Raw genomic sequence first — 23,501 nt, 5'->3', positions numbered from 1 at the left:
TCGATTTCGAACGAGAGGCAAGTCAATGACGATGGAATCTCAGCCAAGACCCACCCACCCGGTCCGACGAGGACGACAGACGCTCGCGGCTGCCGCCGCGAGCGCGGTGGCGGCCGGGGCGCTGCTCGTGGCGCCGTCCGCCGCCGCGCAGGCGGAGAGCGCCGACCCGTGGGTGAGCGAGGTGCCGAACAACCCGATCTCGGACGTCTACCGCTTCACGGTCCCCCGCGCGGCGGTGACCGAGGCGACCGGCATCGGGGAAGGCCCCGTCGCGGTGCAGGGAAACTTCGGCCCGGGCAAGGCGTGGACCGACCTCAACATGGGAGCCAGCGGGTCGAACCTGACCGCCACGCTCGGCCCCCTCGAGCCCGGCCTGTACTACTACCAGTACGCCGCGCGCCCCGCCGCGGACCAGGACGCGGTCGCGTTCCGCAACCCCGGCGCGCCCCAGGAGGTGACGTCGAAGCCCACCTACAGCACCATGTTCGTCCCCGGACCGGGCGCGGAGTGGCTCGACGACGTGGACGGCGGCGACGAGCTCGAGACGCTCGAGTACGGCAAGGGGCCGAAGCGCGACAAGGAAGCGCTCGTGTGGACGCCCCCGGGCTACGACGCGGACCGCAGGAAGGAGTACCCCGTGCTGTACCTGCTGCAGGACGAGGGACAGAGCTACCGCGAGTGGGTGGAGCTGGGCCGGCTCGGCCAGATCATGGACAACCTCACGCTCGACGGCGACGCCGAGCCGATGGTGGTCGTCATGGGCGACGCCGGCACGCCCGGTCCCGCCGGCGTGACGAAGGAGCTGCTGCCCGCCGTCGAGCGTGCGTTCAACGTCTCCCACAAGGGGTCGGACCGCGCGATCGCCGGGATCGGCCGCGGCGGAGAGGCTGCCCTGAGCGCCGTGGTGGACAAGCCGCGGGAGTTCGCGAACGTCGGCTCGTTCTCGGCCGGTTACGACAAGCCGATCTCGCGGGGCAAGGCCAAGCAGATCAACCACTCGACCGACGTCGTCCGCGTGTACGCGGGCAACGTCACCGACCCCGCGTACAACGACACGGTCGCACTGGCCGACAGGCTGACGAAGGCGGGCGTGGAGTTCCAGTCGGACGGTTCGGACCCTGAGACCGGCGGCACGTGGGACACGTGGCAGAAGAACCTGCACGACTTCGCCGGGCGCCTCTTCCAGGAGGTCGACGACGAGGGCCCGAGCGAGGGCCACCTGCCGTTCGTGAAGCACGAGCTGCCGGCGACGGGCACGACGCCGACGCCGTGGATCGACGAGAACAGCGTCGTCACCTTCGAGCTCGGCCCCGAGTTCGCCGACGCGAACAACATCACCGTCTGGGGCAACTTCGGTCCGGCCGGAAGCTGGCCGCGCACCCACATGGTCCAGCAGGACGACGGTTCGTGGCGGCTCTCGCTGGCCGTCGAGGGCGGCTCGTACTACTACAAGTTCGTGGTCGACGGCGTGGACCTCAAGGACGCCGGCAACCCCACGAAGGTCTCCTCGGAACCGACGTGGAGCACCTTCACCGCCGAGGGCGACACGATCCGCGCTCAGTACACCGCCCAGGTGCCGGCCGAGGCACGCGGCGAGGTCAGCGTCATGAGCTACCCGAGCACCGCGGGCGGCGGCACGGAGCGCTCGGCGTACGTGTGGACGCCCCCGGGCTACGACGCGGACCGCGCCGAGGAGTACCCGGTCTTCTACCTGCAGCACGGTGGCGGGCAGACGTGGACCGACTGGGTAGAGGTGGGCCACGTCCAGCGCATCCTCGACAACCACTACCTGCGGGGCACCATCGTGCCGATGGTGGTCGTCATGGCCAACGGCAACGGCGTGGACTTCCCCACGGAGGTCACGACGCGCATCGTGCCGGCCGCCGAGGAGCAGTTCAACATCAGCTCCGAGGGCGACCAGCGCGCTCTGGCGGGTCTCTCGATGGGCTCGGGCCACACGCTCAGCACGCTCTGGGCGCACCCGGGCGAGTTCGGTTACATCGGCGCCATGTCGGCGTTCGGTGCGCCGCCGGCCACCGCCGACGTCGAGGCCATCAACGAGGGCACCAAGCTGCTCCGCGTGTACTCGGGTGACGTGCAGGACTTCACCTACGGCGCGACGCTGCAGCTGATCGCCGCCATGGAGAGCCGCGGGGTGAACCACGAGTTCGCGCCCATCGTCCCGGGCCCGCACAGCTGGGACGTCTGGCAGAAGTCGCTCATCGACTTCCTCCCCCGGCTGTTCACGGAGGGTGACGGCGCCTAGTAACGCAGGGCTCCGAATACGGCGCGGTCGGCGGGTTCGTCCCGTCGGCCGCGCCGTGCGTCACACCGTCGAGATCCTCGTCAGCGGGCAGGCACGAGCATCGCCGCCCCGGCCAGCTCTTCGACCTGGCCCCAGACCCGGGCGGCGAGGTCACCGGAAGGCGCCGCCGTCCGGGCCGTGGGCTCCACCCGGACCGGTGCGCCCGCGATCCCCCGGGACGGCGCGTAGTACTCACCGTTGCGCGCGTCCGGGTCCGCCATGGCGCGAACGGCTGACCAGGCCGCCGTGTCCTTGCCCTGGGCCCACGGCGTGTAGGGGTTGCGCTGATAGGGCGTGGTCGCGTCGCGGATCCCAGGACGCTCGGGCGTCCTGGCGTCCGCACCGACTCCCGGGCGCGTGACCAGCGAGGCGACTGGCATCTCAGCCGCGTCGAGTCGGCGCGCCATCTCGAAGGCGAGCACCTCGGTCACCGTCTTGGCCTTCGTGTAGGCGACCACGGTGGGCCACGGCACTCGACGCACGTCGTGGACGGCGACCGGGAACTGGTGGACGAATCCGGTGGACGTGTGCACCACCCTCGCGGAGCGGAAGCGCCCTTCTCGCCGACGCCGTTCCCCGGTTGCCGCGAGCGCCGGGAGCACGCCCGCCAGGAGCGCGGCGTTGGCGACGACATGGGTGCCGAGCATCATGGGCAGCCCGTCCGCGGTCCGGGTGCCGCGTCCCATCGCCATGGATCCGCCGTTGAGCAGCAGCCCGTCGACGTCAGGGAGGTCGGCGATCTGGTCGGCGGCGCGTGCCACGGAGGAGAGCGATGCCAGGTCGATGACGACGGTGTCGAGCCGGGCCCCCGGAACCTGGTGCTCGATCGCGGCGACGGCAGTGGCGAGCTTGCCGGCCGAGCGGGATGCGAGCACCACGTGGGCGCCGGCGGCGGCGAGCTGTTCGGCGGCGAAGTAGCCGATGCCGGCAGTGGCGCCGGTGACGACGAGCGTACGGCCGGTCTGGTCAGGTAGGTGTGCGGGGTCCCACGTCATGGCGATCCTCTGTCTTCCATTCGGATGAAGTATCCGTTTGAGCGTAGCATGCTAACCGGATCTTCCATCCGATTGAGCGGGTACCATGGTCCCCATGCCCGCCCTCCGGTCCGACGCCGTGCGCAGCCGCGCTCGAATCCTCGAGGTAGCCCGGCGACACGACCCTGGCGATCTCCGGCTCAACGAGCTGGCCCGGGAGGCCGGCGTGGGGGTCGGCACCGTGTACCGGCACTTCCCCACCACGCACGCGCTTGTCGAGGCGCTCGCTCAAGACACCCTGGAACGGCTGCGGGCCCTGGCTCGCGAGGCCGTCGCCGAGCCCGACCCCGGCAGGGCGATGGCGGGCCTCCTCCGCTCGGCGCTCGACCTCCAGCTCGAAGAGGGCGGCCTGCAGCCGGTGCTCCTGTCCACCGAGGACGAGGCCGAAGACGTGCGCGCGGCCAAGCGAGAGATCGTCGCCGGCTTCGAAGAGGTCCTCGAACGCGCCCGAGCCGCGGGCCTCGTCCGCGCGGATCTCACCGCGGCGCAGGTCGAGCACCTGATCTGCGGTCTGGAGCACGCGGTGCGGCTCGGCACGACGACCGACCGCGGCCCGTACCTCGAGATCCTGCTGGCCGGCCTGCGACCAGCTCAAGCAGCAGGGGTCCCGCCTCGCGCCACTCGCACCGACTGATCTCGGGCACAGGCTGTCATCCAGGACGGCTTCTCGGCACTAGCCACGAAGGCCGAGCGTATGGGTGAAGTAGTCGCGCACGGGCTCGAGGTCGAGGCTGTCGCGGCGGTAGGCGACGTAGTTGTCCGGCCGGATCAGGTACAGGCTCGGGCGACGGACGCCGTAGCGTCGGTGCGCCTCGCCGAGCGGGTCCGCCAGCGCACCCCGCGGCGCGCCTGGCGGCACATGGACCCGCGTGAGCAGGTGGGCCGAGCCGCGTCCCGCCATCGCCGCGTCCGCGTCGGCCTTCCAGGTAGCCAGCGTCGTCGGGTCGGTGACGTCGGCGGCGAAGAGGACCAGGTGGTGTCCGAGGCCACGGTAGAGGTGCCGCAACGCGACAGGACCTGAGCCGTTCTCCGCGTAGGCGTCGGGCGCGAGCTCCCCGGCAGCGGGTCCGGTGTGGTCGTGACCGCCCCACCTCGTGGGGAGGGACTCGTCCCAGTGTTCCGAGACAAGGGGGCTGTCCCGGTAGCTGAACTCGTGGTCACCGATCGCACTCGCGAACCGCCGCTGGACGGCGTCGAGCTTCCCGAGCAGGTACAGCGCGTGGCGCCGTGCACGGCGCGAGAGGAACGTGCGGGCGGTCGCCACGCGGGTGCTGGTCGAGGTGCTGTCCAGGACGCTGCGTGCGATCGGGCGCCGCTCGGTCGCGTAGCTGTCCAGCAGGGCCGGAGCGACCTGCCCCCGGGCTACCAGGGCAAGCTTCCAGCCGAGGTTGTAGGCGTCCTGCATGCCGGTGTTCATGCCCTGACCGCCGATGGGGCTGTGGTGGTGTGCCGCGTCGCCGGCCAGGAGCACCCGGCCGCTGCGGTACTCGTCGGCCAGGCCCTCGCGCGCGGTGAACGCCGAGCTCCACTCCAGGTTCGAGACGGCGGCGTCCAGCGGCGTCCGCTCCGCGACGTACTCCGCGAAGTGCTTCAGCTCGGGCGGTCGGGGCGGGTTGGCGTCGGGGGTGCTGGCCAGGACGCGCCAGAGGTCGTCCTGGACGGGCGGCATCGGGAACAGGGCCAGCACACCGGTGGGGCTGAAGTAGACGTGAAAACGGTCCCGGGGCAGGTCCCAGCCGGTGTGGACGTCGCCGAGGACGAAGCCCCGGTCCAGGTCCTTGGTCTGCACGCCGATCCCCGTCGACCTGCGTACGACGCCGTGCGCGCCGTCGCACCCGACCAGCCACCCGACCTGGTGGCGAGCGGTGCGACCGTCCGGGGCCTCGATCTCGGCGGTGACGCTCTCCTCGCCCGGCTCGCAGGACGTCAGCCGGGTGTTCCACTCGATCGTGACGCCGAGCTCCTCGGCGCGACGCCGCAGCAGGTCGACGGTCCGCCACTGGGGAAGGCACAGGCTCATCGGGTACGGCGAGTCCACGGTGGTGAGGTCGAACTCGGTCAGGAACGAGTCGCCCTGGTTGAACTTGATGGTGCGCAGCGGGATGCCCTGCTCGATCAGGTCCTCGGCGATCCCGTTGTCGTCCAGGGCCTCCAGGGTCTTCGCCGCGACAGCCACGGCCCGGCTCTCCTTGTGGTCGGACGGCGAGGCGTCGATCAGCCGGGGAACCACACCGCGGCGGGCGAGCTCGATGGCGAGCATCAGGCCGGTGGGGCCCGCACCCACGATGAGGACGTTCGAGGTATGCATGGCTGCCTCTCGTAGAACGAACATTCGTTCTCTCAGAAAAGCACGGGCACCTCGCGGCCGTCAACAGTGAACGTTCGCGCCTAGCGCGCTGCCGCGCTGGCCGGGCTCAGCAGGGCGTGCAGCCCACTGCGGAACGTCGCTGCGTCGACCCGGTCGTCGAGCGCGCGCTGCACCATGAACCCGTGCACGAACCCGATCAGGACCCGTGCCACATGTGCGGCCGGCACGTCCGCGGACACGAGCCCTTGCTCCTGGTACTGCTCGACGAAGCGGCTGAACACGTGCTCCGCACGATCCAGCACCTCCCGGTAACGCTCGGCGAGCGACGGGGACCGGAGCGCCTCCGACCACACCTGGAGCAGCAGCTGCGCCGACTCCGGAGTGTCGTCGAGCGGTGGCTTTCCCGGTTCCAGCACGAGGTCCACGATCCGCTCCAGCGGCGGGAGGGGCTCCGCGCCCTGCCGCTCGAACGCGGCCTCGATGTCGTCGAGCGCCTGCGCGGTGATCGCCGCGATGATGGCGTCCTTACCCTTGAAGTACCGGTAGACCGCGCCCGCGGAGAGCCCGGCCTCGGCCAGCACCTCCTGCATGGAGGTGGCGTGGAAGCCGCTGCGGACGAAGCAGCGCCTGGCCGCATCGAGGATCTGCTGCCGCCGCGCGTCCAGATGTTCCTGTGAGACCCGAGTCATGACCAGATCGTAGAACGAACATTCCTTCAGGGCGTCGGCGCAGAACTCGCGAGATAGAGCACGCCGGCCCGGTCCGGAAAAAGCTCTATCCACTCGACGGAGCAGGTCGCCCGGCTGTCACAGCTCGCACCAATTCCCGACCCGGGTCGCATCACCGGTACGGATGAACTCCTCGATATCGCGCCACGCCTGATCCAGGTCCAACACGAAGTCGGTCGTGAACTTGACAGGATCGTCCATTACCGGCACCTCGACGTCCTTGAGGCCCGGCGTGTCCGCCAAGAGCAACAACATCGTGCCGTCGTCAGAAATGACTGAATAACGGCCGTAGAACCCTTGAAGCCCAGGGTGAGCGTGGAGGGTTGGTCGACGGCGCGCACCTCCAGGTACCCCTGACCTTGGGCACGCAGTTCCTCGAACCGAGCGGCCAGGCCGCCTACCCCGGACCGCTCGGCCGGAACGAACCGTCCAGACTCTGGTGACGTGGCAGCCCACGAGATGGTCACGTTGCTTCCTCCTCACCGATCCTCGGGGCCACGGCTTTGAAGCCCCGGACTCGCTGTCGGCGACGCCCGTGCTCCACGGCGCCAGCAAGTGCGGGGGCCGGAACGGGGCAACTTCCGTCGTCGAGTCCGGCCACTACACCGCTCGCGGCGGAACGAAAAACGCCCCTCACCTGCGTGAGCAGGTGAGGGGCGATCTGTCGGGCTGACAGGATTTGAACCTGCGACCCCTTGACCCCCAGGTGGTCTTGCCGGGCCGCAGCCGCGATTCTTCGCGCTTCTGCTTGCTGGGAACGTGCCTCATCGCGCATAGCGTGCAGGGCGTTGGCCACAGATTGGCCACACATCTTGGCGGCCGTTGGTGGGCATCGCCCGGCTCCCTGCCACGTCTTGTCGACGTCGGATCGGGTCAAGGGTGGACGTAGTCCATCACGTAGTGACGCGCAGCGCCCTTGATGCGGTTCGACGTTGATAAGAGACTCCGAGAGCCGGTCGCTGCCTGTCTCGTGAGAAGTATTGGACCACTGATCAGGCCAGCATGGAGGAGCGCGGGCGGGCGGTTGTTAGGCGGATGGTCAAGTAGCCGGCTACGGGTGCCGGCCGCCGTGACCGTCCGCGATCTACGGGAAGCACGACGACGGACGCGAGCTGCACGACGAGAGACGGTTTCGGTCACCTGGCCGGAGCCGTCTTCGTCATGAGTGGGGGCGCGCCGTGCCGGCGCGACCAGGGTGCGATGGGGGTGCGCGGAGCGAGCGCAGCGAGCCCGCGCGGGGCCGGCTCCCCTGTCGCGGGCCCCTGGGCGCGCCGGCACGGCGCGCCCCGCGCGGCGAAGCCGCGCCTTGAGCCAGTAAAGAAAGTCCTCACGGCAGCATGTGGCGTCTATACGCCGAGCCTCCCTTATACGTGGCTAATCTGGGGGCACGGGACTGGAGCCGGACGCGAGCCCATCGAACCTAAACGCCCTTGGCACGTCCCTCACACCGTGGATGTCAGTAAGCTCTCGAGATCGGACTACTGAGAACCGGCGGATGTGCCCGGGTGTGTCTGACCGCGCAACATACGCGAGGACAATCTGAAACAGAGTCCCACTTGCTGGCACTCGGCTCGTGTCTGCCAGCTCCTCTTCAACAGCAGCGATCACGCGCTCTACTTCAGCGACTAAGTCGGTTGGGCGGTAAGACTTGATTAGTGAGACGAAGTTTTCCGCGAACCGTTTCCAGCTGTCCGGAATTAGTGCCTCCGGAACTGCGCCTTGCTTGCTGAGTTCGTGAAATCTTCGGGCAACGAGTCCTGCGCTATCCGTTAAGGGATCGGGTGACGGATTCACAACCTCTGAAGTCGAATCGTAGGCAAGAACTAGAAGTTCAGCCTGTTCGATTGTCGCCTTAAGATGCGCAGCCATGCGTTGATGCTTCCAATCGGCATGCTCGCCTTTGTAGACAAGATTGTGGGTCACCTGTGTCCAAGCCCATTCGAGAGCGGTGATAACTTGCACCTCGAACGTCACTTGGTCTAGGCCCGGCTGCCGGAATTCGGTCACATCCTCGCGCATTCGGCCGTACCAGCGAAGCCCGTCAAATCGGAATACGTCCGGCGCTTTCTGGGTGGTCGATCGAGATTTCAGGTCGAGTCTCGTGAAAACTGAGTCGAGATGCTCAACGACCGTCAACTCATGCTCTGAAATCGGGACTACAATGGTGCATGCATACAGGTCGTTAACTTCGGACCATGCATCAAATCGACCGCTCTCGAGCTTTTCTGCCAGAGACTCCACAGACTTGATTCGGTCGGTGAAGAGAAACCCGCGCTCAGTGGCGAATGGTCGAATCGAGGCTTCAACATAACGCTGAAGCTCTGCCAGGAGTGGTGCGACTCGAGAATGCGCAGCTCGAACCGACTCAGGAACTGCCATCGCGCCATTCGCCCAAAAGGACGCTCGTGAGAATCTTGATTCGATCGCGACGTTGCGCAACGTCATTGGAAGCGGAGCGGGCAGCGTCGAAGTATCGTTGTGCGTTCTTGTCCTGGATGCGAGCTTCCTCATTTGCGACCAACGACATGAACTCTTCCAGTCGCGCAGTTGCGGTAGCGCTGTCTGGCAACGTTCTTACCCGGAGAAGGTCCAGGACCGCGCCGTATAGGGAGTAGAAGTCAGCCTGATTTCCGAGGCGTTTGGCGTTGCCGGCAAGAAGTGACTCCTTCCATCCTTGGATGACGTCAATTACTCTTCGGAACTCTCCTTCAACTTCCTCCTGGTTCTCCCATTCCTGGTCCCTCTTGCTATACTCTGCGTCTAATTCGAGCTGTGTTTGGCTGGCTACGCCACCCTCTGTGAGCAGCAGCAACTGGGCGACGAATTCGACGTCTTTCATTTGCCGACGCGATTGGGCGGTTATGCGAGGGAAATCGCGCTGCAACTGCGCTTCCATGTACTCCGCCAGAGACTCCGTCCCCTTGATGAACATGCCTGAGTAGCGGGCGTGACGAAGTTCCTGATGGGTCAGCCTGGCGACGTTTTTGTTAATGCGATCGAATATGTTATTAAGCGTTCCTTCGTCGGAAGAGGGTAAGAACTCGATGTTGAACTGGTAGGTATAGAAAGCGCGCTTCACCTCTGGCGGTAGGTCCCCGAAGTAGCTTCCCCGGAAGCGTTCGATCGAGGCGGTATCGCTGACTGGGTATTCTCCTTCCAGGAACTCAAATACCGCTGTGAGCCGCTGCTTTCCGTCAACAACTGAGTAGTTTGTCGTGCCATCTTCGGCAATGTCCTCATACAGGAACACGGCTGGTGACGGATATGCCAAGAGGATGGTGTCGATGAAGTAGTCTTTGTAGACTTGCGACCATACGCTGCGGCGCTGATAGGGCGGATCGAGTTCAAGTAAGCGGCGGCGATACAGATCCCAAAACCAGGCTATTGCCTGGGGTGATTGACGTCTTTCTGTCGACACGTGTGGCCTTTCTTAATTGGTGTGAGCACTTTGATGGTAGTCGATGTTGACCACCAGGCGCCAGAGCGCCAGAGGCCCAGGGGTGGATGATTATTTGAGGGTCAGGAGTGGGAGCGGTTCACGAGTTTAGGCGCTCCTCGAGCACGTACACGGCAGCGGGTTCGGTGAGCGAACTCCCGTAGCGGTGCTCGAGAACCTGGATTCGCTCTGCGCCAAGTCGCTCGTAAAGGCGGATCGCTGCATGGTCCTTGAGCATCACGTCGAAGGCAACTGGATTGCCTTCTGCATGCGCGAAGTCGACGGCGGCCTTCATGAGCGATCGGCCTGCGCCGCTACCTCGGTGGTCAGGGTCCACGAAGAGTCGGGCGGGGATCACCAACCTGCCAACCTCACCACCTGTGTGCGTGTGCCAGGCCTGAGCCGCCGTATCGTCGGGACGGGCGCGAGTGAGAGTGATCTGTCCGATCGGCTGGTCGCCTTCGACGGCCGTCCAGCTCTGTAATTCCTGGTTGTGACGCAGCCAGCCGTTAGGGTCTGCCACGCCCTCGACGGGGTAGCCGTCCAGCTCGTGCACGCGGACGAGAACGGCCGCCAGGGCAGGGATGTCTTCTTCGCGGCGCGGTCGGATCGTGACGGTCATGGGCTTAGTACTCCACGGGCATGTCGTAGTCGAGCGCTGAGTAGTCGGCGCGCATACGGAAGTTCGTCACTTCGAACGGCTTCTTCTCAACGGTCATGCCCGTGTGCCACAGATCGATGATGGGCACGCCGGCCGGCATGTCCAGCCCTTCGGCTTCCTCGCGGGTAGCCGGCCTCGCGGTGACCTCTTCGCGGATGTTCGCGATGGTGTACCCAAGATCTTCGAGCCGGCCGTAGAGGGCGCGCTTTCCCAGGTTCTCGGCCTTCGTAAGTGCAGTGCCCTTGGCGATGGACCACGGGATGAACGTGATACCGATCTGCATCGGGATCTCGTCGGCGTAGTACCAGTTTTCGCGCCGCACGACGTCGGTACCTGCCTCGATGCCGAGGCGCTCCGCCACGTCGACGGGGGAGGGGATGCGCTCCACGCTGCGGACATCGACTCGCGGGGTCTTGCCCTGCGCTCGCGCCTCTGCGCCGAATGGGCCATGCGTCGTGACGGCGCGCATCGGCGTCGTGTAGCGCAGCCTGCCGAACCGCATCCAGCGAGGGCGCTCACGGACGAAGTAGCCGCGACCGTGCTCGGGCCGTACCAGGCCTTCCTGGATGAGCTCCTGGATCGCCGCTCGGGCCGTGTTCCGGGCACCGTGGTAGGTCGCCGCGAGGACTCGCTCAGACGGGAGCCTGTCGCCGGCGTTGTACTCGCCGGAGTGGATCGCGTCCCGTAGTGCCGCCGCGATCGCGCGGGCTTCGGCGTTGTCGCCGTGGGGTCGCTGATCTGCCATGCGCCCAACTCTAGCGAACTGGTTCAAGCCACTCTCTTGCGCAACTGGCTCAAGCCAGTCTATGGTGTGGATCACTGGCTTAAGCCAGTTGGACCAGTCGAACAGAAGGGCAAGACCATGGCGATGCAGCGACGGTTTGCAGTGGCTCATGAGGACGTCTTCCCGAAGGGGGCGTTCCTGAAGGGTGAGGTCGAGCCGGTGGCCGACTTCAATGGTCCGAAGCGTGAGGACGGGTCCCGCCCGCAGCAGCTCGACAAGGACACGGGGCTGCCGCTGTGGCAGGTCGTGGTCCTCGACGCGGACGAGGACGCAGGGAAGAAGGACACCGCTGTGACGGTCAAGATCGCGGCGAAGTTCCAGCCCGTGCCCCCGGAGAACAAGACGCCGTTCCCGTGGACGCCCATCGAGTTCGTGGGCCTCACGGCACTGCCGTACGTGGACGACAACGGCAACCGGCCGCGCCTCGCGTGGTCGTACAAGGCCGACGACGTGTGCGAGCCGGGCAAGGCCGACGTGGCCACGCCTGCCCGCCCGGACGCCGGCAAGGCGGCCTGACCCATGAGCATCAACGCCAAGTCGTCGAGGGTGGCGGGGGCTTCGGTTTCCGCCCCCTCGACGGGGGACGCACTCCGGTTCGCCGCGTACGTGGCCGAACTGATCGGGGATGACCGAGTCGAGGGCATCGCCTGGCATGACGACAGCTCGACCAAGGCGAAGCGCCTGTTCGTGACCGTCACGGACACCACCCACGGTGAGACAGTCGCGCACCTGCTCGGCCTGTCGGCACGCTCCGACCACGGCTACGAGGACCGTGAGGGCTTCTCGGTCTGGACGGGCACGTCCGGCGATGTGCCGGTGTTCCTGTCCGCGCCGCTGGCGCTGGGCGGTCTGCCGCACCGCCGCCCCTACGACTGGTCCGACACTCCGGCCAATGCCCTGGCGGCGGCCTGATGTCCCGCGCCGAATCCCTCGCGAACGCCGCGACCTACCTGTCCGAGGCCGTGACGGCGCTGAACGGCGCGTCTCGAACTCTCGACCGTGCCGGTGTGCTCGGTGCGGCTGACCAGGCCCAGGGCCTGCACGACCGGGCGTCGAGCCTGCACACCGAAATCAGCCTCGCGGCCACGAACGCGCACCGCGCCGAGCGACCCGAGTTCTACGACGAGTCCGGCCGTTGGGTCGGCCGCTTCGGAATGGAGAAGGATCGATGAACCCGGAACGCATCTCGCAGCTCCGGCGCGTGCTGCGCCCCGTCGAGCGGTACATGCGGGCCTGCTCATGGTGGATCTGGCATCACCGCGCGCTTGTGCTGACCTTCGGCCTGATCGGTCTGGTCTGGTGGGGCTTCGGCACCCTGACCGGTCGCCCGGACGCTCGCACCGAGGGCCTGTGCTTCCTCGTCGTCGGTCTCGCGCCCGGCGTGGTCTGCGGCATCTGGTTCGGCGTCGCTCCGGTCGGCTACGAACGCCATGTAGCCGGCCCGTCCCGGCGTCGGGCCTGGAAGAAGTGGGCCCGGCGTGAGTGGGTCGACGTCGCATCCTCGTGCGGGCTGGCCACCAAGAAGGCTGACGGCACCCTCGTCGTGCCTCGGGTGCTCAAGCGTTCGGCAAGGGGTGAAACGCTGACGCTCAAGGTCCGAGTTCAGCGCGGCCTGACCCCTGACGCAATCACTCGTGCGCTGCCAGCTATCGCGACCACGGCCAACGCCCTGGCGTGGTCCGCTCGCACGGTCGCCCCGGGAACGGTCGTCATCGCTTTGACGATGCGTGACGCCCTCGCGCTGCCGATCACCGCGGGCTTCCCCGAGCTGGTGCTCGTGGATGATCTGCCGATCGGGCGGAAGGTGGACGGGGCGGTCTGGCGGCTCGGCCTGCTGGGCCGGCACACCCTTGTCGTGGGGGCGTCCGGCTCGGGCAAGGGCTCGATCTTCTGGGGCATCGCCGCGAACCTCGGCCCGGCTGTGAACGCCGGCCTCGTCAAGCTGTGGGGGATCGACCTCAAGCGGGGTCTTGAGGTGCGTGTCGGGGAGGGGCTGTTCCACGCGGTGGCCGACAACCCGAGCGCCGCCATCGCTGCCCTCAAGGCTGTGCTCCGCGTGATTGATGAGCGCGGTGCCGCGATGGCCGGCAAGTCTCGTCTGCACAAGCCCTCCAAGGGTGCGCCGCTGCACGTGGTCATGGTGGATGAGGTCGCCGTGCTGACGGCCTACGCGGAGAAGGAGACCAAGAACGAAGCCTCCCGGCTGCTGTCCGAGATCCTGACCCAGGGTCGCGCCTTCGGTGTCCTGGTCGTGGCCTGCGTGCAGGACCCGCGCAAGGAAACCATTGGGATGCGCGGCCTGTTCACCCAGACCGTGGCGCTCCGGCTCCGCTCGGCCGAAGAGGTCCGGATGGTCCTCGGTGACGGCATGCACGACGTCGCGCCGGCCCATGACATCAGCATCGATGCGCCCGGCACGGCCTACGTGGTCAACGACGACGGCACCTCGGACAAGATCCGGGCCGCGTACTGGCCGGACAACCTCATCCGGCAAGTCGCCGCGACGTACCCGAACCACAACGCCGGCCCTGGTGCGCTGTCCCGGTCTGACGCCGATCAGGCTGCCGCATGGCGCGTTGCTGGTGGGCACCTGCACGCCGTGAACCCGACTACCGAAACGGGCACGGAGTCGCCGCCGGACGATGACAACGCCGCCCCGAGCTCGACCACGCCGGCCGCTCGTGCTCCCCGCAAGCCTCGTGCCCCGCGCAAGCCCCGTGCACCGCGTGCCTCTCGTACGCCTCGCGTCCGCGAGACCGGTGCGCCCTCGACTCCCAGAGGTGACTCATGAACCGCCCCGCCCGACCTGCCGGTCCCGTCGCCCGCATCGCTGCCGACTCCCGGCCCGTGCTCGTCTTCACTGTCGTCCTGACCGCCGCCGTCGCTCTGGCCTCCTTCGCGCTGTCGTTCGCCTCGCTGAGGGACGCCGCTCTCTGGGGTCGTGTCCCTGAGGCCCTGGCGTTCCTCGTGCCCGTCGTCATTGACGCCTCGGTGCTCGTGTACGGCTTGGTCGCGCTCGTGCTTCGTGCCCGAGGCCGTTCCTCGGCGTGGGCCTGGACCCTGATGCTCGGATTCACCGTCGTGTCCATCGGTGCGAACGCCGCTCACGCCTACGACGTCGGTCCCGAGCTGCGCACCGTCGTCGGCGTCGTCCTGGTCGCGCTCGCCCCGCTCTCGGTGCTCACCTCGACTCACGCCCTGGCTTCGCTCGTTGTCTCCGCCGCGCCAGTGCCGGTGCCTGTTGTCGCCGCTGTGCCTGCGGCAGAGCCGCCCCATGTGGAGTCCGTCCCGGTGTCGGTCGCCATCGAGCCGGCTGCACCTGCCGAGTCCGCCCCTGCCCACACGCAGGCACCCGTGCCCGCCGTCGCTCCGACGCCTCGTCGCCCGCGCCTGGGCCGCGTCCGTCCGGTCACCCAGGATGCCCTGGACCTGCCCGGCTTCGCCGTGAGGGCCGAAGCATGACCACGCTTCGCCCCCAGGACGTTCCGCGCGGCTGGATGCTCGGTGCCTCGTGCGCCCAGGAGGACAAGCGAGACCTGCCGTGGACCGTGGATACCTGGCGGCTCGGAGCTTCGGACGTCGCCGCTATGTCCCGTGTCTGCGCCGGCTGCCCCCTGCGTGACGCCTGCCGTGTCTACGTGGCGGAGGCGCGGATCACTGGTGGGTTCTGGGCCGGTCACGACCGGGACCGCTCTGCCATCCGTCGCCAGGCTCGCCTGGCTGAGCCGAATTCCGAAGCCTGGGACGTCGCATGACTGTCCTTGAGTTCCCAGGGTTTGGGGAACATGCACCGCTGGAGGTCGGTCCGGGTGCCCTGGGTTTCGCCACCCAGAGCGCCCGGGGCCGGTCCCTGCGAGCCCGGCTGGAAGCCTTCTCCGAGGTCGCTGCGGGCGTCGGGTACTGCTCGCACCCGGTCAAGCTCTCCGGGTCCTCGATGACCGTGGACACCACCACGGGCGAGGTCGTCAGCGAGTACCACTCCGTCGACGCCCCGATGGGGGTGCTGTACCGCCCGTGTGGCAACCGGCGCGAGGACGTCTGCCCCGCCTGCTCCCGCGTCTACGCCCGCGACACGTTCGCGATGATCCGGTCCGGCCTCCTGGGCGGTAAGACCGTGCCCGAGACCGTGGCCGACAACCCGCTCGTGTTCGCCACGCTGACCGCGCCCTCGTTCGGGCACGTCCACGGGGTTCGGCCCAAGAACGGGCACAAGGCCGGCGGGACCTGCCGCCCCTACGACCGGACCAAGACCTGCCCCCACGGCCGGTCCAAGTCGTGCATGCGGGTCCACACCGACACCGACCAGGCCGTGGGCTCGCCGCTGTGCTGGGACTGCTACGACTGGACCTCTGCCGTGGTGTGGCAGTGGCACGCCCCGGAACTCTGGCGACGCTTCACGATCGCCCTCCGCCGCGCCCTGGCCGCTCACCTTGGGCTGACGGACGCCGAGCTGCGCCAGGCCGCGTCGGTGCAGTACGCCAAGGTCGCCGAGTACCAGGCCCGCGGCCTCGTCCACTTCCACGCCCTGGTCCGCCTCGACGGCTCCGACGGTCCCGGGTCTCCTGCCCCTATCGACGGTGGCACGCTGGCCGGGCTGATCGAACAGGCTGCTCGTGGGGTGCGGGTAGAGGCTCCTGCGGTCGACGGTGCAGACGTGCCGCGTGTGCTGGCCTTCGGGTCCCAGCTCGACGCGCGGACCGTGCGCACTGGCCTGCCGGGAAGCGCTGCCGACGACGCCCGCACCTCCGACACCCTGGTGCCGGAACAGGTAGCCGGCTATCTCGCGAAGTACGCCACCAAGAGCACGAACGTCGACCCGGGCTCGCCTCGTCCGCACCTGTCCAGGCTCACCCGTGAGTGCCGTCGCCTGGCCGACCGTGCCGCCACTGCCTGCCGACCTGCCGGCTACGAACCCGAAGAGGACGAGGACGGGTGCGTGTGCGGGACCTGCATTGAGTCGCCGTACCGGCTGCTGGCGAAGTGGGCGCACATGCTCGGCTTCCGTGGCCACTTCTCCACCAAGAGCCGGCGCTACTCCGTCACGCTCGGCCGGCTGCGCGCAGCTCGAGCACGATTCGCCCGCCTGACCGCCGAGGCCCAGCGCGCCGGCGAACCGCTCGACGTGACCGACCTGGAACGCCGGCTACTGGCCGACGACGAAGAAACAACCCTCGTGGTCGACGGCTCGTGGACGTACGCCGGCACCGGCTGGTCGACCAACGGCGAGAAGGAACTCGCTGAGGCCGCTGCCGCTCGTGCTCGCGAGTACGCGAAGTGGAAGGCGGCTCGGAAGTACTCGGCCCGTACGGCCTGACGACAACACGGTGTGGTGGATGTGGAAGGGGAATGACCATGGATGCCTCAGACATCTCTGACCTGCTGACCACGGAAGAGGTCGCAGAGCGGTTCCGGGTGAACCCGTCGACGGTGCGTCGGTGGCGGCTCGACGGCGTGGGACCGCGTCACGTGCGGATCGGGAGCGTCTACCGCTACCCGCTCGCACTGCTCAACGAGTGGGTCCGGAAGAACCTCGCTGAGACCGGCCGGTCGCGTGCCGAGGTCGCATCATGACCACGGCGAAGAAGCAGCCCGTACCGCCGCTCGGTGCTGTCGTTCACGGGACTGTGGAAGCCCGCCAGGGCGCACGGCTCGGCACCCGATACCTGGCGCGTGCGCGTTGGACTCACCCCGCCACGCACAAGCGCGAGACCGCATCGGCCACCTTCGGGAGCGACGTAGAGGCGCAAGCGTGGCTGGACGCGCAACGGTCGATCGCGCGGACCGGTCAGAACCCGGGCCAGACGTTGGAGGATTACATTTCCGGCCTCGGGGAGCGCTGGGCACGCTCGATCGACCGGACCTCGACATATGACCCGTACGCGGCCGGCCTCAAACTGCGTGTGATCCCGGAGCTCGGGCACCTTCCGGTCGGGATGATCACGGCCGGCCTGATCGATCGCGCCATCGATCGATGGGAGAAGACTTCCGGTCACTCGACGGTGAAGAACACGGTTGCGGCGCTGGTCCACGTCCTGGATGACGCGGTGCGGGATGGTCTGCTGCCGAGGAATCCGGCCAAGGATCGTGCTCGGCGCAAGCAACCGGGCCAGGTCAAGGACGGGTCCGACGTCAACCCTCGTGAGCTGGCGCTGCCGGACGTGGCGACGCTGGACAAGCTCGTGGCCGCCGTCGTGGAAGCGGGCGGGGATCAGTGCTGGGGAGACATGGTGCTGCTGCTCGCGACGACGAGCATGCGGATCAGTGAGGTGTCCGGGCTCGTCGTCGGTGACGTCGACCTCAAAGCCGGCTTGATCTACGTGCGCCGACAGAAGTACCCGGGTCGGGGCGGTCTGATCGTGAAGTCCACCAAGGGCCGGCGCAACCGTGTCGTGCCGATCATCGAGCCGGCTCGCGAGACGCTCGAACGCCTGACGGCTGTTGGCCGGCCTGACGACTCGCCCCTGATCAAGGGACCGCGCGGCGGCACGATCACCACTGCCACGCTCCGTGACGCCACGAACTGGGACCAGCTCGTGAAGGACCTCGGCATCGCCGGCCTCGTCCGGCACGGGCTCCGGCACACGGCCCTTACCTGGATGGCTGACAGCGGTGTGCAGCTCCACGTGCTCCAGCGGGTAGCGGGCCACCAGGACCCGGCGATGACCGCTCGTTACCTGCACCCGGATCACCGAGCGCTGACCGACGCCGGCGCCAGGTTCGGGGCTTGGTGGTCACAAAGTGGCCATAAGAAGGGGCCGGGAGAGGGCGACGAGGATGCCGAAGAGACGGCATGAAAAACGCCCCTCACCTGCGTGAACAGGTGAGGGGCGATCTGTCGGGCTGACAGGATTTGAACCTGCGACCCCTTGACCCCCAGTCAAGTGCGCTACCAAGCTGCGCCACAGCCCGCGGTCGTTTCGAGCATGCTCGACACTACCGGTTTTGGCCCTTTGGGGCCGACGGAAATACTACCCCAACTCCAGCCCTGCGCCCGACCAGAAGGGGGGTGTCACCGCCCACTCCGCAGATCACAGCCCACGACGGGCGGCACGGTCCAGCGGCACCGTGCTCGACGTGGTCTGCTCGACGGCCTCCTACTCCGACGGCGAATACCGTTCCTCCGGCTCGAAGACGTGCTCGACGTCAGGATCGAGCTCGACATGGACAGCACCCCGAAGATCGGTGAGGACGATCACCTTGCTCCCGTCCTTCGGCACCCGCTCGGTAGAGCTGCGCATGCGAGCCGCCACCTCGTGCCGCCCCGCCGGCGAGTCGTAGGTGACGGTGACGTCGAGCTCCGGATCGTTGTGCAACCAGAAGCTGACCTCGCCGAGCCGCACGGTGCCCGCGTACCGGTGCCCGTCTCGTCGAAGACGTTCGATGGTCTCCTGACGCTGCCGCGCATGGCGCAGCGCCGCAGGAAGCTGGGCCGCGACGACCAGGCCCCAGACGGCGGCAAGCACCGTCACGACCGCCGAGACGAGCACCGCCTCCGTGCCGGGCACGCCATCGAGCGCCCGTCGCGCCCCCTCCGACCACGACGGGCCGAGCGCCAACGCCACCCCGGCGCCCGAGCCCACGGCGATGCCCGCGAGCAGCGGCGTCAGGTAGAAGAGCGATGCCGCGCGCCGCTGCCCGAAGCGCTCACGCGCTCGTTCGGCGAGGCCGACCGTGGCCAGCAGGGCCAGGTAGCCGAGGACGACGACGCCGCCGATCAGCCAGCCCTGGCCGACGTCGGTGAGGCACTCCCCGGACGTCCCGCCGCAGAGCACCGACGAACCGAGCAGCGCCACGGCCGCCCACACCGCGAAGCACAGCAGGGCCGCGCCCAACAGGTGCGGGGCGGGATGCCAAGCAGGGCGACCCGGCACCAGCCCGGTGATCCGCGACCCCTTGTCGGACACGGAGAACGCCGGCCGGTGGTCCCACCAGTCGGTCGAGACATCGTCTTGGGGTTCCGTCGGGTTCATCCGAGCCCCCGGACGCCGGTGCCGCTGACCTCGAGCACGTGCCCGTCCACCGCGACCAGCACCAGGACGGGCATCTGCTCGTCGTCGAGTCCGCTCCTGACGGCTTCGATCCTGCTCGCGGCAGCCTCGTCGCTCTCCCGCCAGAGCAGCTCGCCGGTCGCCGCGTCGAGCGACACCATCCGGCGGACACCGGAATCGGCCTCGATCAGGTGCAGCAGCACCGCCCGGCCGTCGGTGAAGGTCTCGAGCGCCTCATCGCCGTCCGCGGAGACGTCCCACCGCCACCGTTCCGCGCCCGTGTCGATGTCGAGCCCGCGCACGTCGGTGTCGCCGAGCGAGGCGACCACCGCCGTCCGGCCCACCTGTGCGAGGAACCGTTGTTCGAGAGCCTGCATCTCGACCTCCCATCGTGGTACACCGTCCGCGGCGTAGGCGATCAGGCGCTGCCCCGTCTCGTCGGTTCCGAGCAACGTGTCCGGCCCGGCTCCGTCCGCGGCCCTCGGGCCGCGCACGTAACCGGCAAGGTCGACGACGACGGCGCCGTCGTCACCGTAGACGACGGTGCGTCCCGGACCGCGGTAGTCCAGCCATGCGTAACCACCCGGTGCAAGACTCTCCACGTGGCCCGTCCCCGGTTCGGGCTCAGGATCCAGCAGCACTCCGCCCGGGGTGACTGCGGCCTCGACGCCGCACCCGTACAGCTGCACGAGGTCGACGGTGACCCGCGCCCCGAACGCGTCCGGGTGAAGCTTCCCGTCGAAGGCCGGCCCGTCGTTCGGTTCCTCCCAGGAAGCGTCCGTGCACTCCCAGGCGTCCGCCTCCTCGAACGGAACGGTAACGGTCCAGAGCTCCTGCCCCGTGACGGCGCCCTCGGCCCGCAGCTCGATATCCCGCCCGGCGGTCACGGTCCCGCTGCACCCCCCTGTCTCCATGCAATCGGCGTCGCCCAGGTCCACCCGTGACTCCGGCCCGATCCGCGTGGCCCGCAGGACGGTTCCGTCGGGTCCCGGCCGGGCCGGGCCGTGTCGGCGCGTGTCCGAGGGGTCGAGCGTCCGCGGTGCGGAGACGGTGCCGTCGGGCCGCACGGTCACGACCACACGGTCCGCGGCCGCACCGGACACGCACACCATCATCGATACCGACGGCGCCGACGTGCCCTCGTAGGGCGAGACACCTCTCGGCCCGCACGCCGGATCGTCGCCGAGCGGGACGACCCAGGCGCCCTCGCCCGTCGCTGGATCGAGCGCGACCAGATCACGGCCGGACTGAAACGCGAGGACGTCACCGAGAACCGCCGCGTCGGCCCCGTCCCAGCCCGGGCCCGTGCCGACGGCCCCGTCCCACACCCACTGCTCCGTGAGCGGCGTCGACACGTCCTCGACGAAGCCGCCGAAGTCGCGCATCCGCTCGATCCGCGCGGCGTCCCGCACGCCGTCCGAGGCGATGCCCGTCCCGAGCACGATCGCCAGGACCGCCGCGACCGTCGGGACGGTTCGCCACCAGGCGCCCGCCCCACGTGCCGGCGGTACGTCCGGCTCGCCGTCGGCGTCGTCCGGGACAGCGAAGGCCACCACCTGGACCGTTCCGTCCGCACCGGGGGCCGCGGACGTCCCTTGCGGACCAGGCTCGTCGTGCTCGACCAGGTCGAAGACGAGTGCGGAGCCATCGTCCGGATCGCGCGGCATGGAGAGAGCATAGATGCGGATAGAGCACCGTAGGGGACGAATCCCCCGCTCCTCGATCCATCGACGGCTACGCGGTCACCGCGGCCGCGTACGCCTCCAGCCTGTCCGCCAGCTCCACGGGCCGGCCCAGCGCGACGCAGTGGCTGCCGGCGATCTCGTCGGGCACGATGCCCAGGCGGTCGGCAACCAGCCGACGGAAGAAGTCCGGCGGGAAGAAGCGGTCCTCGCTGCAGAGCAGGAACCGGGTGGGCACGTCGGGCCACCCGGCCAAGGGCCAGGGGGCCGCCGACGCGGCGCTCGACGGATGCGCACGTTCCTTGCTCATCGCCTCGTCCGCGATCTCCCGCGGCACGTCGTGATAGAAGCTCACGTACGGGTCCGCGCTGCCGGTCAGGCCACCGTCCCGCTCGGCCGCCTCCGCCACCGCGCTCCCGTAGCCGGTGTTCGCCCACCAGTCGTCCGGCGACTCCCCCGGCGCCGGGATCATCCCGGCCAGCAGGACCAGCGCGTCCGCACGCAGACGTTCGGCCACGAGCGGCGCGGTGAACGCGCCGAACGAGTGGCCGACGACGACGAGGTCCCGCCTCGATCCGACGGCCTCCACGACGACGTCCGCGTAGTCCACGAGGGTCTTCGAGTCGTCGTCGGCGGGAAGGTCGGGGGCTACGACGTCGTGCCCGCGCGCCCGCAGCTCGGCCTCCACCCGGTGGAAGTGCCAGCCGACGTCTCCGCCGCCGTGGATCAGCACGAAGGTGCTCATCGTGCTACCGCCTCACTGCGCGAAGTGGTGGGAGGTCCGTCCCGCAGGACTCCCCGTACGTGGTCGAGCGTCATCTCGTCCGGGTCGAGCTCCGTCAGGCACCAGGTGGCGCCTGCGGCGGCGTACTCGGTGGGGTCCGCGCCCGGCGCGACCGGCACCACGAGGTCGTAGGGCGCCGAGGGGTCCGGCCGGCGGCCGCTGATCGTCTCACGCAGCTCCGCTATCTGGTCGGGGTGCCGGAAACCGATCGGGAAGTAGCCGTCGAACCTCGCCGCGCGGCGCATCGGGTTGACGCGGCCCGCGTAGCCCGCGACCCAGACCGGCACCCGCCGCTCCTGCACGGGCGTGGGCAGGAAGGTGATGTCGTCGACCACGTAGTGCTTGCCGCGATGCCGCACGGGCAGACCCGACCAGGCAGCGGTGAGGATGTCCAGCGTCTCGTCCAGCAGCTCCGCCCGGACCCGCGCGTCGACCGCCTCCCCGGTGCTGACGAACTCCGCGCCGTAGACGTCGCTGCCCAGCCCGACGCCGAGAGTCAGCCTGCCGCCGGAGAGCTGGTCCAACGAGGCCGTCTCCCGGGCCAGCTTCACGGGCCGACGGCGCGCCACCGGCGTGACCATCGGCCCCAGCCGGATCGACTCGGTAGCGGTCGCCGCCGCCGCGAGCGAGATCCACGGGTCGCCGACCTGCTGCACGGGCGCGGCCCACGCGATGTGGTCCCAGAGGAAGAACCCGTCCCAGCCGACCTCCTCGGCCTCTGCCGCGAGCCGTGCCACCACCCGCGGGTCCGCCAGCTCGTCGAAGACCGGGAGCCAGAACGCCGATCGAATGTGTGTGGTCATGGCAGCAACGCTAAGACCGCGCCGTCATCGTGAAAAGCGATGAAATCCGATGGTGACGATCGGCTCTGGCGATATACCCTCGCTGCCATGACCGACGTCGAGCTCCGGCATCTCGCGACCTTCGCCTTCGTCATCGGCGAGGGTTCGTTCGGCCGGGCGGCCGCCCGGCTCGGGTACACCCAGTCGACGGTCAGCCAGCACATCGCCGGCCTCGAGCGCGCCGTCGGCGGCCGCGTCTTCGACCGGCCGGGCGGCCCGCGCCCCGTCCAGCTCACTCCGCTCGGCAGCGTGGTGCAGGTGCACGCCGCCGAGCTCCTCGCCAGGGCCGACGCGCTGGACGCCGCCGTCGAAGGGTTCAAGGCCGGCGAGGGCCGCCTCACGATCGGCACCTTCCAGAGCGTGTCCAACACCCTGCTCCCGGTCCTGGTCCGCAGGCTCCTCGACGAGTTCCCCGGCTGCGAGATCCGGCTCTCCGAGGACGAGTCCGACTCCCCGGACCTCGCCCGGGTCGACCTGCTCTTCTACGACGTCCACAAGGACGACGCCGCCGTCGAGTACGTCAAGCTGCTCGACGACCCGTACTTCCTCGTGGCCGCCCGCGGACGTTTTCCCGACGGCCCGGTGGACCTCGCCGCGCTCGACGGCGCGCCGATGGTCGCCTGGCCGCCGGACTGCGCGCAGCCGGCCCTCGAGGAGGCGCTCGCCGCGAGCGGCGTCCGGCCCGAGTACATGTTCCGGGCGGGCGGCAACGAGGCGGTGCTCTCGATGACCCGCGCCGGTCTCGGCTCGGCGATCCTCCCCTGGCTGGCCATCCACGGCGCCGGGGCGACGACCGACGAGACGCTGAGCATCCACGAGCTGCGCCCCGCGGTGGCGCACCGCGAGCTCTACCTGCTCCGCCGGGCGCACCGGACGCTCTCCCCGCTCGCCGCCCGGGCCGTGGAGCTGACCGTCGAGATCGCGCAGGACCTCCGACGCCTCCAGTGAG

At 68.8% G+C, this 23,501-nt stretch carries 24 protein-coding genes and 1 tRNA gene; 12 read left to right on the top strand and 13 right to left on the bottom strand.

All coding sequences use genetic code 11. The annotated features are described in order from the left end of the window. Positions 1 to 25: 25 nt before the first annotated feature. Positions 26 to 2,266: an alpha/beta hydrolase-fold protein gene (locus ACNYC2_RS10070; RefSeq protein ID WP_419706865.1), complete on the top strand. Its 2,241-nt coding sequence runs from the start codon at positions 26 to 28 to the stop codon at positions 2,264 to 2,266. An 80-nt stretch (positions 2,267 to 2,346) separates the two neighbouring features. Here the strand turns inward: ACNYC2_RS10070 and ACNYC2_RS10065 are convergent, their stop codons facing one another. Further along, positions 2,347 to 3,300 carry an SDR family NAD(P)-dependent oxidoreductase gene (locus tag ACNYC2_RS10065; RefSeq protein WP_419706864.1) on the bottom strand — a complete coding sequence of 318 codons (954 nt, stop codon included), beginning with the start codon at positions 3,298 to 3,300 and terminating at the stop codon, positions 2,347 to 2,349. A 94-nt stretch (positions 3,301 to 3,394) separates the two neighbouring features. Here ACNYC2_RS10065 and ACNYC2_RS10060 point away from each other — a divergent pair, with 94 nt between their 5' ends. Further along, entirely contained in the window at positions 3,395 to 3,973 is a 579-nt protein-coding gene (locus tag ACNYC2_RS10060) for a TetR/AcrR family transcriptional regulator (RefSeq protein WP_419706863.1), read from the top strand. 39 nt (positions 3,974 to 4,012) lie between these two features. On the opposite strand, the gene ACNYC2_RS10055 is transcribed toward ACNYC2_RS10060, so the two are convergent. The 7 genes from ACNYC2_RS10055 to ACNYC2_RS10025 form a co-directional block, all read right to left on the bottom strand. Next, a complete protein-coding gene (locus tag ACNYC2_RS10055) occupies positions 4,013 to 5,647 on the bottom strand; it encodes an FAD-dependent monooxygenase (protein ID WP_419706862.1) in 1,635 nt (544 codons plus the stop codon). Between the two features lie 80 nt (positions 5,648 to 5,727). Beyond that, positions 5,728 to 6,336, bottom strand: coding sequence for a TetR/AcrR family transcriptional regulator (locus tag ACNYC2_RS10050; protein WP_419706861.1), 609 nt, complete (start codon positions 6,334 to 6,336; stop codon positions 5,728 to 5,730). 117 nt (positions 6,337 to 6,453) lie between these two features. Further along, positions 6,454 to 6,630, bottom strand: coding sequence for a hypothetical protein (locus ACNYC2_RS10045; protein WP_419706860.1), 177 nt, complete (start codon positions 6,628 to 6,630; stop codon positions 6,454 to 6,456). 1,119 nt (positions 6,631 to 7,749) lie between these two features. Continuing rightward, positions 7,750 to 8,754 carry a hypothetical protein gene (locus ACNYC2_RS10040; RefSeq protein ID WP_419706859.1) on the bottom strand — a complete coding sequence of 335 codons (1,005 nt, stop codon included), beginning with the start codon at positions 8,752 to 8,754 and terminating at the stop codon, positions 7,750 to 7,752. Beyond that, positions 8,741 to 9,793, bottom strand: a complete 1,053-nt coding sequence (locus ACNYC2_RS10035) for a DUF262 domain-containing protein (protein ID WP_419706858.1) — start codon at positions 9,791 to 9,793, stop codon at positions 8,741 to 8,743. Before ACNYC2_RS10035 ends, ACNYC2_RS10040 begins: the two co-directional genes overlap by 14 nt. A gap of 118 nt (positions 9,794 to 9,911) precedes the next feature. After that, positions 9,912 to 10,433 carry an N-acetyltransferase family protein gene (locus ACNYC2_RS10030; protein ID WP_419706857.1) on the bottom strand — a complete coding sequence of 174 codons (522 nt, stop codon included), beginning with the start codon at positions 10,431 to 10,433 and terminating at the stop codon, positions 9,912 to 9,914. 4 nt (positions 10,434 to 10,437) lie between these two features. Beyond that, positions 10,438 to 11,217, bottom strand: a complete 780-nt coding sequence (locus ACNYC2_RS10025) for a GntR family transcriptional regulator (RefSeq protein ID WP_419706856.1) — start codon at positions 11,215 to 11,217, stop codon at positions 10,438 to 10,440. 141 nt (positions 11,218 to 11,358) lie between these two features. Between ACNYC2_RS10025 and ACNYC2_RS10020 the strand changes: the two genes are divergently transcribed. From ACNYC2_RS10020 to ACNYC2_RS09980, 9 genes are read left to right on the top strand one after another with little or no spacing between them, the layout of a single operon-like run. Further along, positions 11,359 to 11,772: a plasmid replication, integration and excision activator gene (locus tag ACNYC2_RS10020; RefSeq protein ID WP_357033512.1), complete on the top strand. Its 414-nt coding sequence runs from the start codon at positions 11,359 to 11,361 to the stop codon at positions 11,770 to 11,772. A gap of 3 nt (positions 11,773 to 11,775) precedes the next feature. Continuing rightward, complete coding sequence (locus tag ACNYC2_RS10015) at positions 11,776 to 12,168, top strand: hypothetical protein (protein WP_419706855.1); 393 nt, start codon at positions 11,776 to 11,778, stop codon at positions 12,166 to 12,168. Continuing rightward, positions 12,168 to 12,428, top strand: a complete 261-nt coding sequence (locus ACNYC2_RS10010; protein ID WP_419706854.1) for a hypothetical protein — start codon at positions 12,168 to 12,170, stop codon at positions 12,426 to 12,428. The genes ACNYC2_RS10015 and ACNYC2_RS10010 overlap by 1 nt, the downstream gene beginning before the upstream one ends. Next, entirely contained in the window at positions 12,425 to 14,047 is a 1,623-nt protein-coding gene (locus ACNYC2_RS10005; RefSeq protein WP_419706853.1) for an FtsK/SpoIIIE domain-containing protein, read from the top strand. Before ACNYC2_RS10010 ends, ACNYC2_RS10005 begins: the two co-directional genes overlap by 4 nt. Then, complete coding sequence (locus tag ACNYC2_RS10000) at positions 14,044 to 14,718, top strand: DUF2637 domain-containing protein (protein ID WP_419706852.1); 675 nt, start codon at positions 14,044 to 14,046, stop codon at positions 14,716 to 14,718. Before ACNYC2_RS10005 ends, ACNYC2_RS10000 begins: the two co-directional genes overlap by 4 nt. Beyond that, positions 14,715 to 15,011 carry a WhiB family transcriptional regulator gene (locus ACNYC2_RS09995; protein ID WP_419706851.1) on the top strand — a complete coding sequence of 99 codons (297 nt, stop codon included), beginning with the start codon at positions 14,715 to 14,717 and terminating at the stop codon, positions 15,009 to 15,011. Before ACNYC2_RS10000 ends, ACNYC2_RS09995 begins: the two co-directional genes overlap by 4 nt. Next, the gene (locus tag ACNYC2_RS09990) at positions 15,008 to 16,570 is read left to right on the top strand and encodes a replication initiator (RefSeq protein ID WP_419706850.1); all 1,563 of its coding nucleotides are present in this window, start codon (positions 15,008 to 15,010) and stop codon (positions 16,568 to 16,570) included. Before ACNYC2_RS09995 ends, ACNYC2_RS09990 begins: the two co-directional genes overlap by 4 nt. A 38-nt stretch (positions 16,571 to 16,608) precedes the next feature. Continuing rightward, the gene (locus ACNYC2_RS09985) at positions 16,609 to 16,827 is read left to right on the top strand and encodes a helix-turn-helix domain-containing protein (RefSeq protein WP_419706849.1); all 219 of its coding nucleotides are present in this window, start codon (positions 16,609 to 16,611) and stop codon (positions 16,825 to 16,827) included. Next, positions 16,824 to 18,050 carry a site-specific integrase gene (locus ACNYC2_RS09980; protein WP_419706848.1) on the top strand — a complete coding sequence of 409 codons (1,227 nt, stop codon included), beginning with the start codon at positions 16,824 to 16,826 and terminating at the stop codon, positions 18,048 to 18,050. Before ACNYC2_RS09985 ends, ACNYC2_RS09980 begins: the two co-directional genes overlap by 4 nt. Before the next feature lie 41 nt (positions 18,051 to 18,091). On the opposite strand, the gene ACNYC2_RS09975 is transcribed toward ACNYC2_RS09980, so the two are convergent. The 5 genes from ACNYC2_RS09975 to ACNYC2_RS09955 form a co-directional block, all read right to left on the bottom strand. Beyond that, positions 18,092 to 18,165 (bottom strand) — tRNA-Pro (locus ACNYC2_RS09975). Positions 18,166 to 18,350: 185 nt separating this feature from the next. After that, positions 18,351 to 19,226: a hypothetical protein gene (locus ACNYC2_RS09970; RefSeq protein ID WP_419706847.1), complete on the bottom strand. Its 876-nt coding sequence runs from the start codon at positions 19,224 to 19,226 to the stop codon at positions 18,351 to 18,353. After that, on the bottom strand, positions 19,223 to 20,911 hold the full coding sequence (locus ACNYC2_RS09965; protein WP_419706846.1) for a PQQ-binding-like beta-propeller repeat protein: 1,689 nt from the start codon (positions 20,909 to 20,911) through the stop codon (positions 19,223 to 19,225). The genes ACNYC2_RS09970 and ACNYC2_RS09965 overlap by 4 nt, the downstream gene beginning before the upstream one ends. A gap of 67 nt (positions 20,912 to 20,978) precedes the next feature. Further along, positions 20,979 to 21,671 (bottom strand): alpha/beta fold hydrolase, encoded by a 693-nt coding sequence (locus ACNYC2_RS09960; protein WP_419706845.1) that lies wholly within the window; start codon positions 21,669 to 21,671, stop codon positions 20,979 to 20,981. Further along, positions 21,668 to 22,513, bottom strand: coding sequence for an LLM class flavin-dependent oxidoreductase (locus tag ACNYC2_RS09955; protein WP_419706844.1), 846 nt, complete (start codon positions 22,511 to 22,513; stop codon positions 21,668 to 21,670). The genes ACNYC2_RS09960 and ACNYC2_RS09955 overlap by 4 nt, the downstream gene beginning before the upstream one ends. A gap of 87 nt (positions 22,514 to 22,600) precedes the next feature. Between ACNYC2_RS09955 and ACNYC2_RS09950 the strand changes: the two genes are divergently transcribed. Further along, entirely contained in the window at positions 22,601 to 23,500 is a 900-nt protein-coding gene (locus ACNYC2_RS09950) for a LysR family transcriptional regulator (RefSeq protein ID WP_419706843.1), read from the top strand. Position 23,501 lies beyond the last annotated feature (1 nt).

It is taken from the genome of Promicromonospora sp. NFX87, from assembly GCF_048564965.1.
GTDB lineage: Bacteria > Actinomycetota > Actinomycetes > Actinomycetales > Cellulomonadaceae > Promicromonospora.
The sequence above is the reverse complement of the archived record's forward strand: the minus strand, read 5'-3'. Positions and strand labels throughout refer to the sequence as shown.

What these genes read in the sequence shown, in the direction of transcription:
- ACNYC2_RS10060 (WP_419706863.1), top strand. Translation starts at nt 3,395, where the DNA reads ATGCCCGCCCTCCGGTCCGACGCCGTGCGCAGCCGCGCTCGAATCCTC.
- ACNYC2_RS09985 (WP_419706849.1), top strand. Translation starts at nt 16,609, where the DNA reads ATGGATGCCTCAGACATCTCTGACCTGCTGACCACGGAAGAGGTCGCA.
- ACNYC2_RS10040 (WP_419706859.1), bottom strand. Translation starts at nt 8,754, where the DNA reads ATGGCAGTTCCTGAGTCGGTTCGAGCTGCGCATTCTCGAGTCGCACCA.
- ACNYC2_RS09960 (WP_419706845.1), bottom strand. Translation starts at nt 21,671, where the DNA reads ATGAGCACCTTCGTGCTGATCCACGGCGGCGGAGACGTCGGCTGGCAC.
- ACNYC2_RS09990 (WP_419706850.1), top strand. Translation starts at nt 15,008, where the DNA reads ATGACTGTCCTTGAGTTCCCAGGGTTTGGGGAACATGCACCGCTGGAG.
- ACNYC2_RS10000 (WP_419706852.1), top strand. Translation starts at nt 14,044, where the DNA reads ATGAACCGCCCCGCCCGACCTGCCGGTCCCGTCGCCCGCATCGCTGCC.
- ACNYC2_RS09950 (WP_419706843.1), top strand. Translation starts at nt 22,601, where the DNA reads ATGACCGACGTCGAGCTCCGGCATCTCGCGACCTTCGCCTTCGTCATC.
- ACNYC2_RS10005 (WP_419706853.1), top strand. Translation starts at nt 12,425, where the DNA reads ATGAACCCGGAACGCATCTCGCAGCTCCGGCGCGTGCTGCGCCCCGTC.
- ACNYC2_RS09955 (WP_419706844.1), bottom strand. Translation starts at nt 22,513, where the DNA reads ATGACCACACACATTCGATCGGCGTTCTGGCTCCCGGTCTTCGACGAG.
- ACNYC2_RS09995 (WP_419706851.1), top strand. Translation starts at nt 14,715, where the DNA reads ATGACCACGCTTCGCCCCCAGGACGTTCCGCGCGGCTGGATGCTCGGT.
- ACNYC2_RS10050 (WP_419706861.1), bottom strand. Translation starts at nt 6,336, where the DNA reads ATGACTCGGGTCTCACAGGAACATCTGGACGCGCGGCGGCAGCAGATC.
- ACNYC2_RS10045 (WP_419706860.1), bottom strand. Translation starts at nt 6,630, where the DNA reads ATGTTGTTGCTCTTGGCGGACACGCCGGGCCTCAAGGACGTCGAGGTG.
- ACNYC2_RS10015 (WP_419706855.1), top strand. Translation starts at nt 11,776, where the DNA reads ATGAGCATCAACGCCAAGTCGTCGAGGGTGGCGGGGGCTTCGGTTTCC.
- ACNYC2_RS10010 (WP_419706854.1), top strand. Translation starts at nt 12,168, where the DNA reads ATGTCCCGCGCCGAATCCCTCGCGAACGCCGCGACCTACCTGTCCGAG.
- ACNYC2_RS10030 (WP_419706857.1), bottom strand. Translation starts at nt 10,433, where the DNA reads ATGACCGTCACGATCCGACCGCGCCGCGAAGAAGACATCCCTGCCCTG.
- ACNYC2_RS10065 (WP_419706864.1), bottom strand. Translation starts at nt 3,300, where the DNA reads ATGACGTGGGACCCCGCACACCTACCTGACCAGACCGGCCGTACGCTC.
- ACNYC2_RS10055 (WP_419706862.1), bottom strand. Translation starts at nt 5,647, where the DNA reads ATGCATACCTCGAACGTCCTCATCGTGGGTGCGGGCCCCACCGGCCTG.
- ACNYC2_RS10025 (WP_419706856.1), bottom strand. Translation starts at nt 11,217, where the DNA reads ATGGCAGATCAGCGACCCCACGGCGACAACGCCGAAGCCCGCGCGATC.
- ACNYC2_RS09980 (WP_419706848.1), top strand. Translation starts at nt 16,824, where the DNA reads ATGACCACGGCGAAGAAGCAGCCCGTACCGCCGCTCGGTGCTGTCGTT.
- ACNYC2_RS09970 (WP_419706847.1), bottom strand. Translation starts at nt 19,226, where the DNA reads ATGAACCCGACGGAACCCCAAGACGATGTCTCGACCGACTGGTGGGAC.
- ACNYC2_RS09965 (WP_419706846.1), bottom strand. Translation starts at nt 20,911, where the DNA reads ATGCCGCGCGATCCGGACGATGGCTCCGCACTCGTCTTCGACCTGGTC.
- ACNYC2_RS10070 (WP_419706865.1), top strand. Translation starts at nt 26, where the DNA reads ATGACGATGGAATCTCAGCCAAGACCCACCCACCCGGTCCGACGAGGA.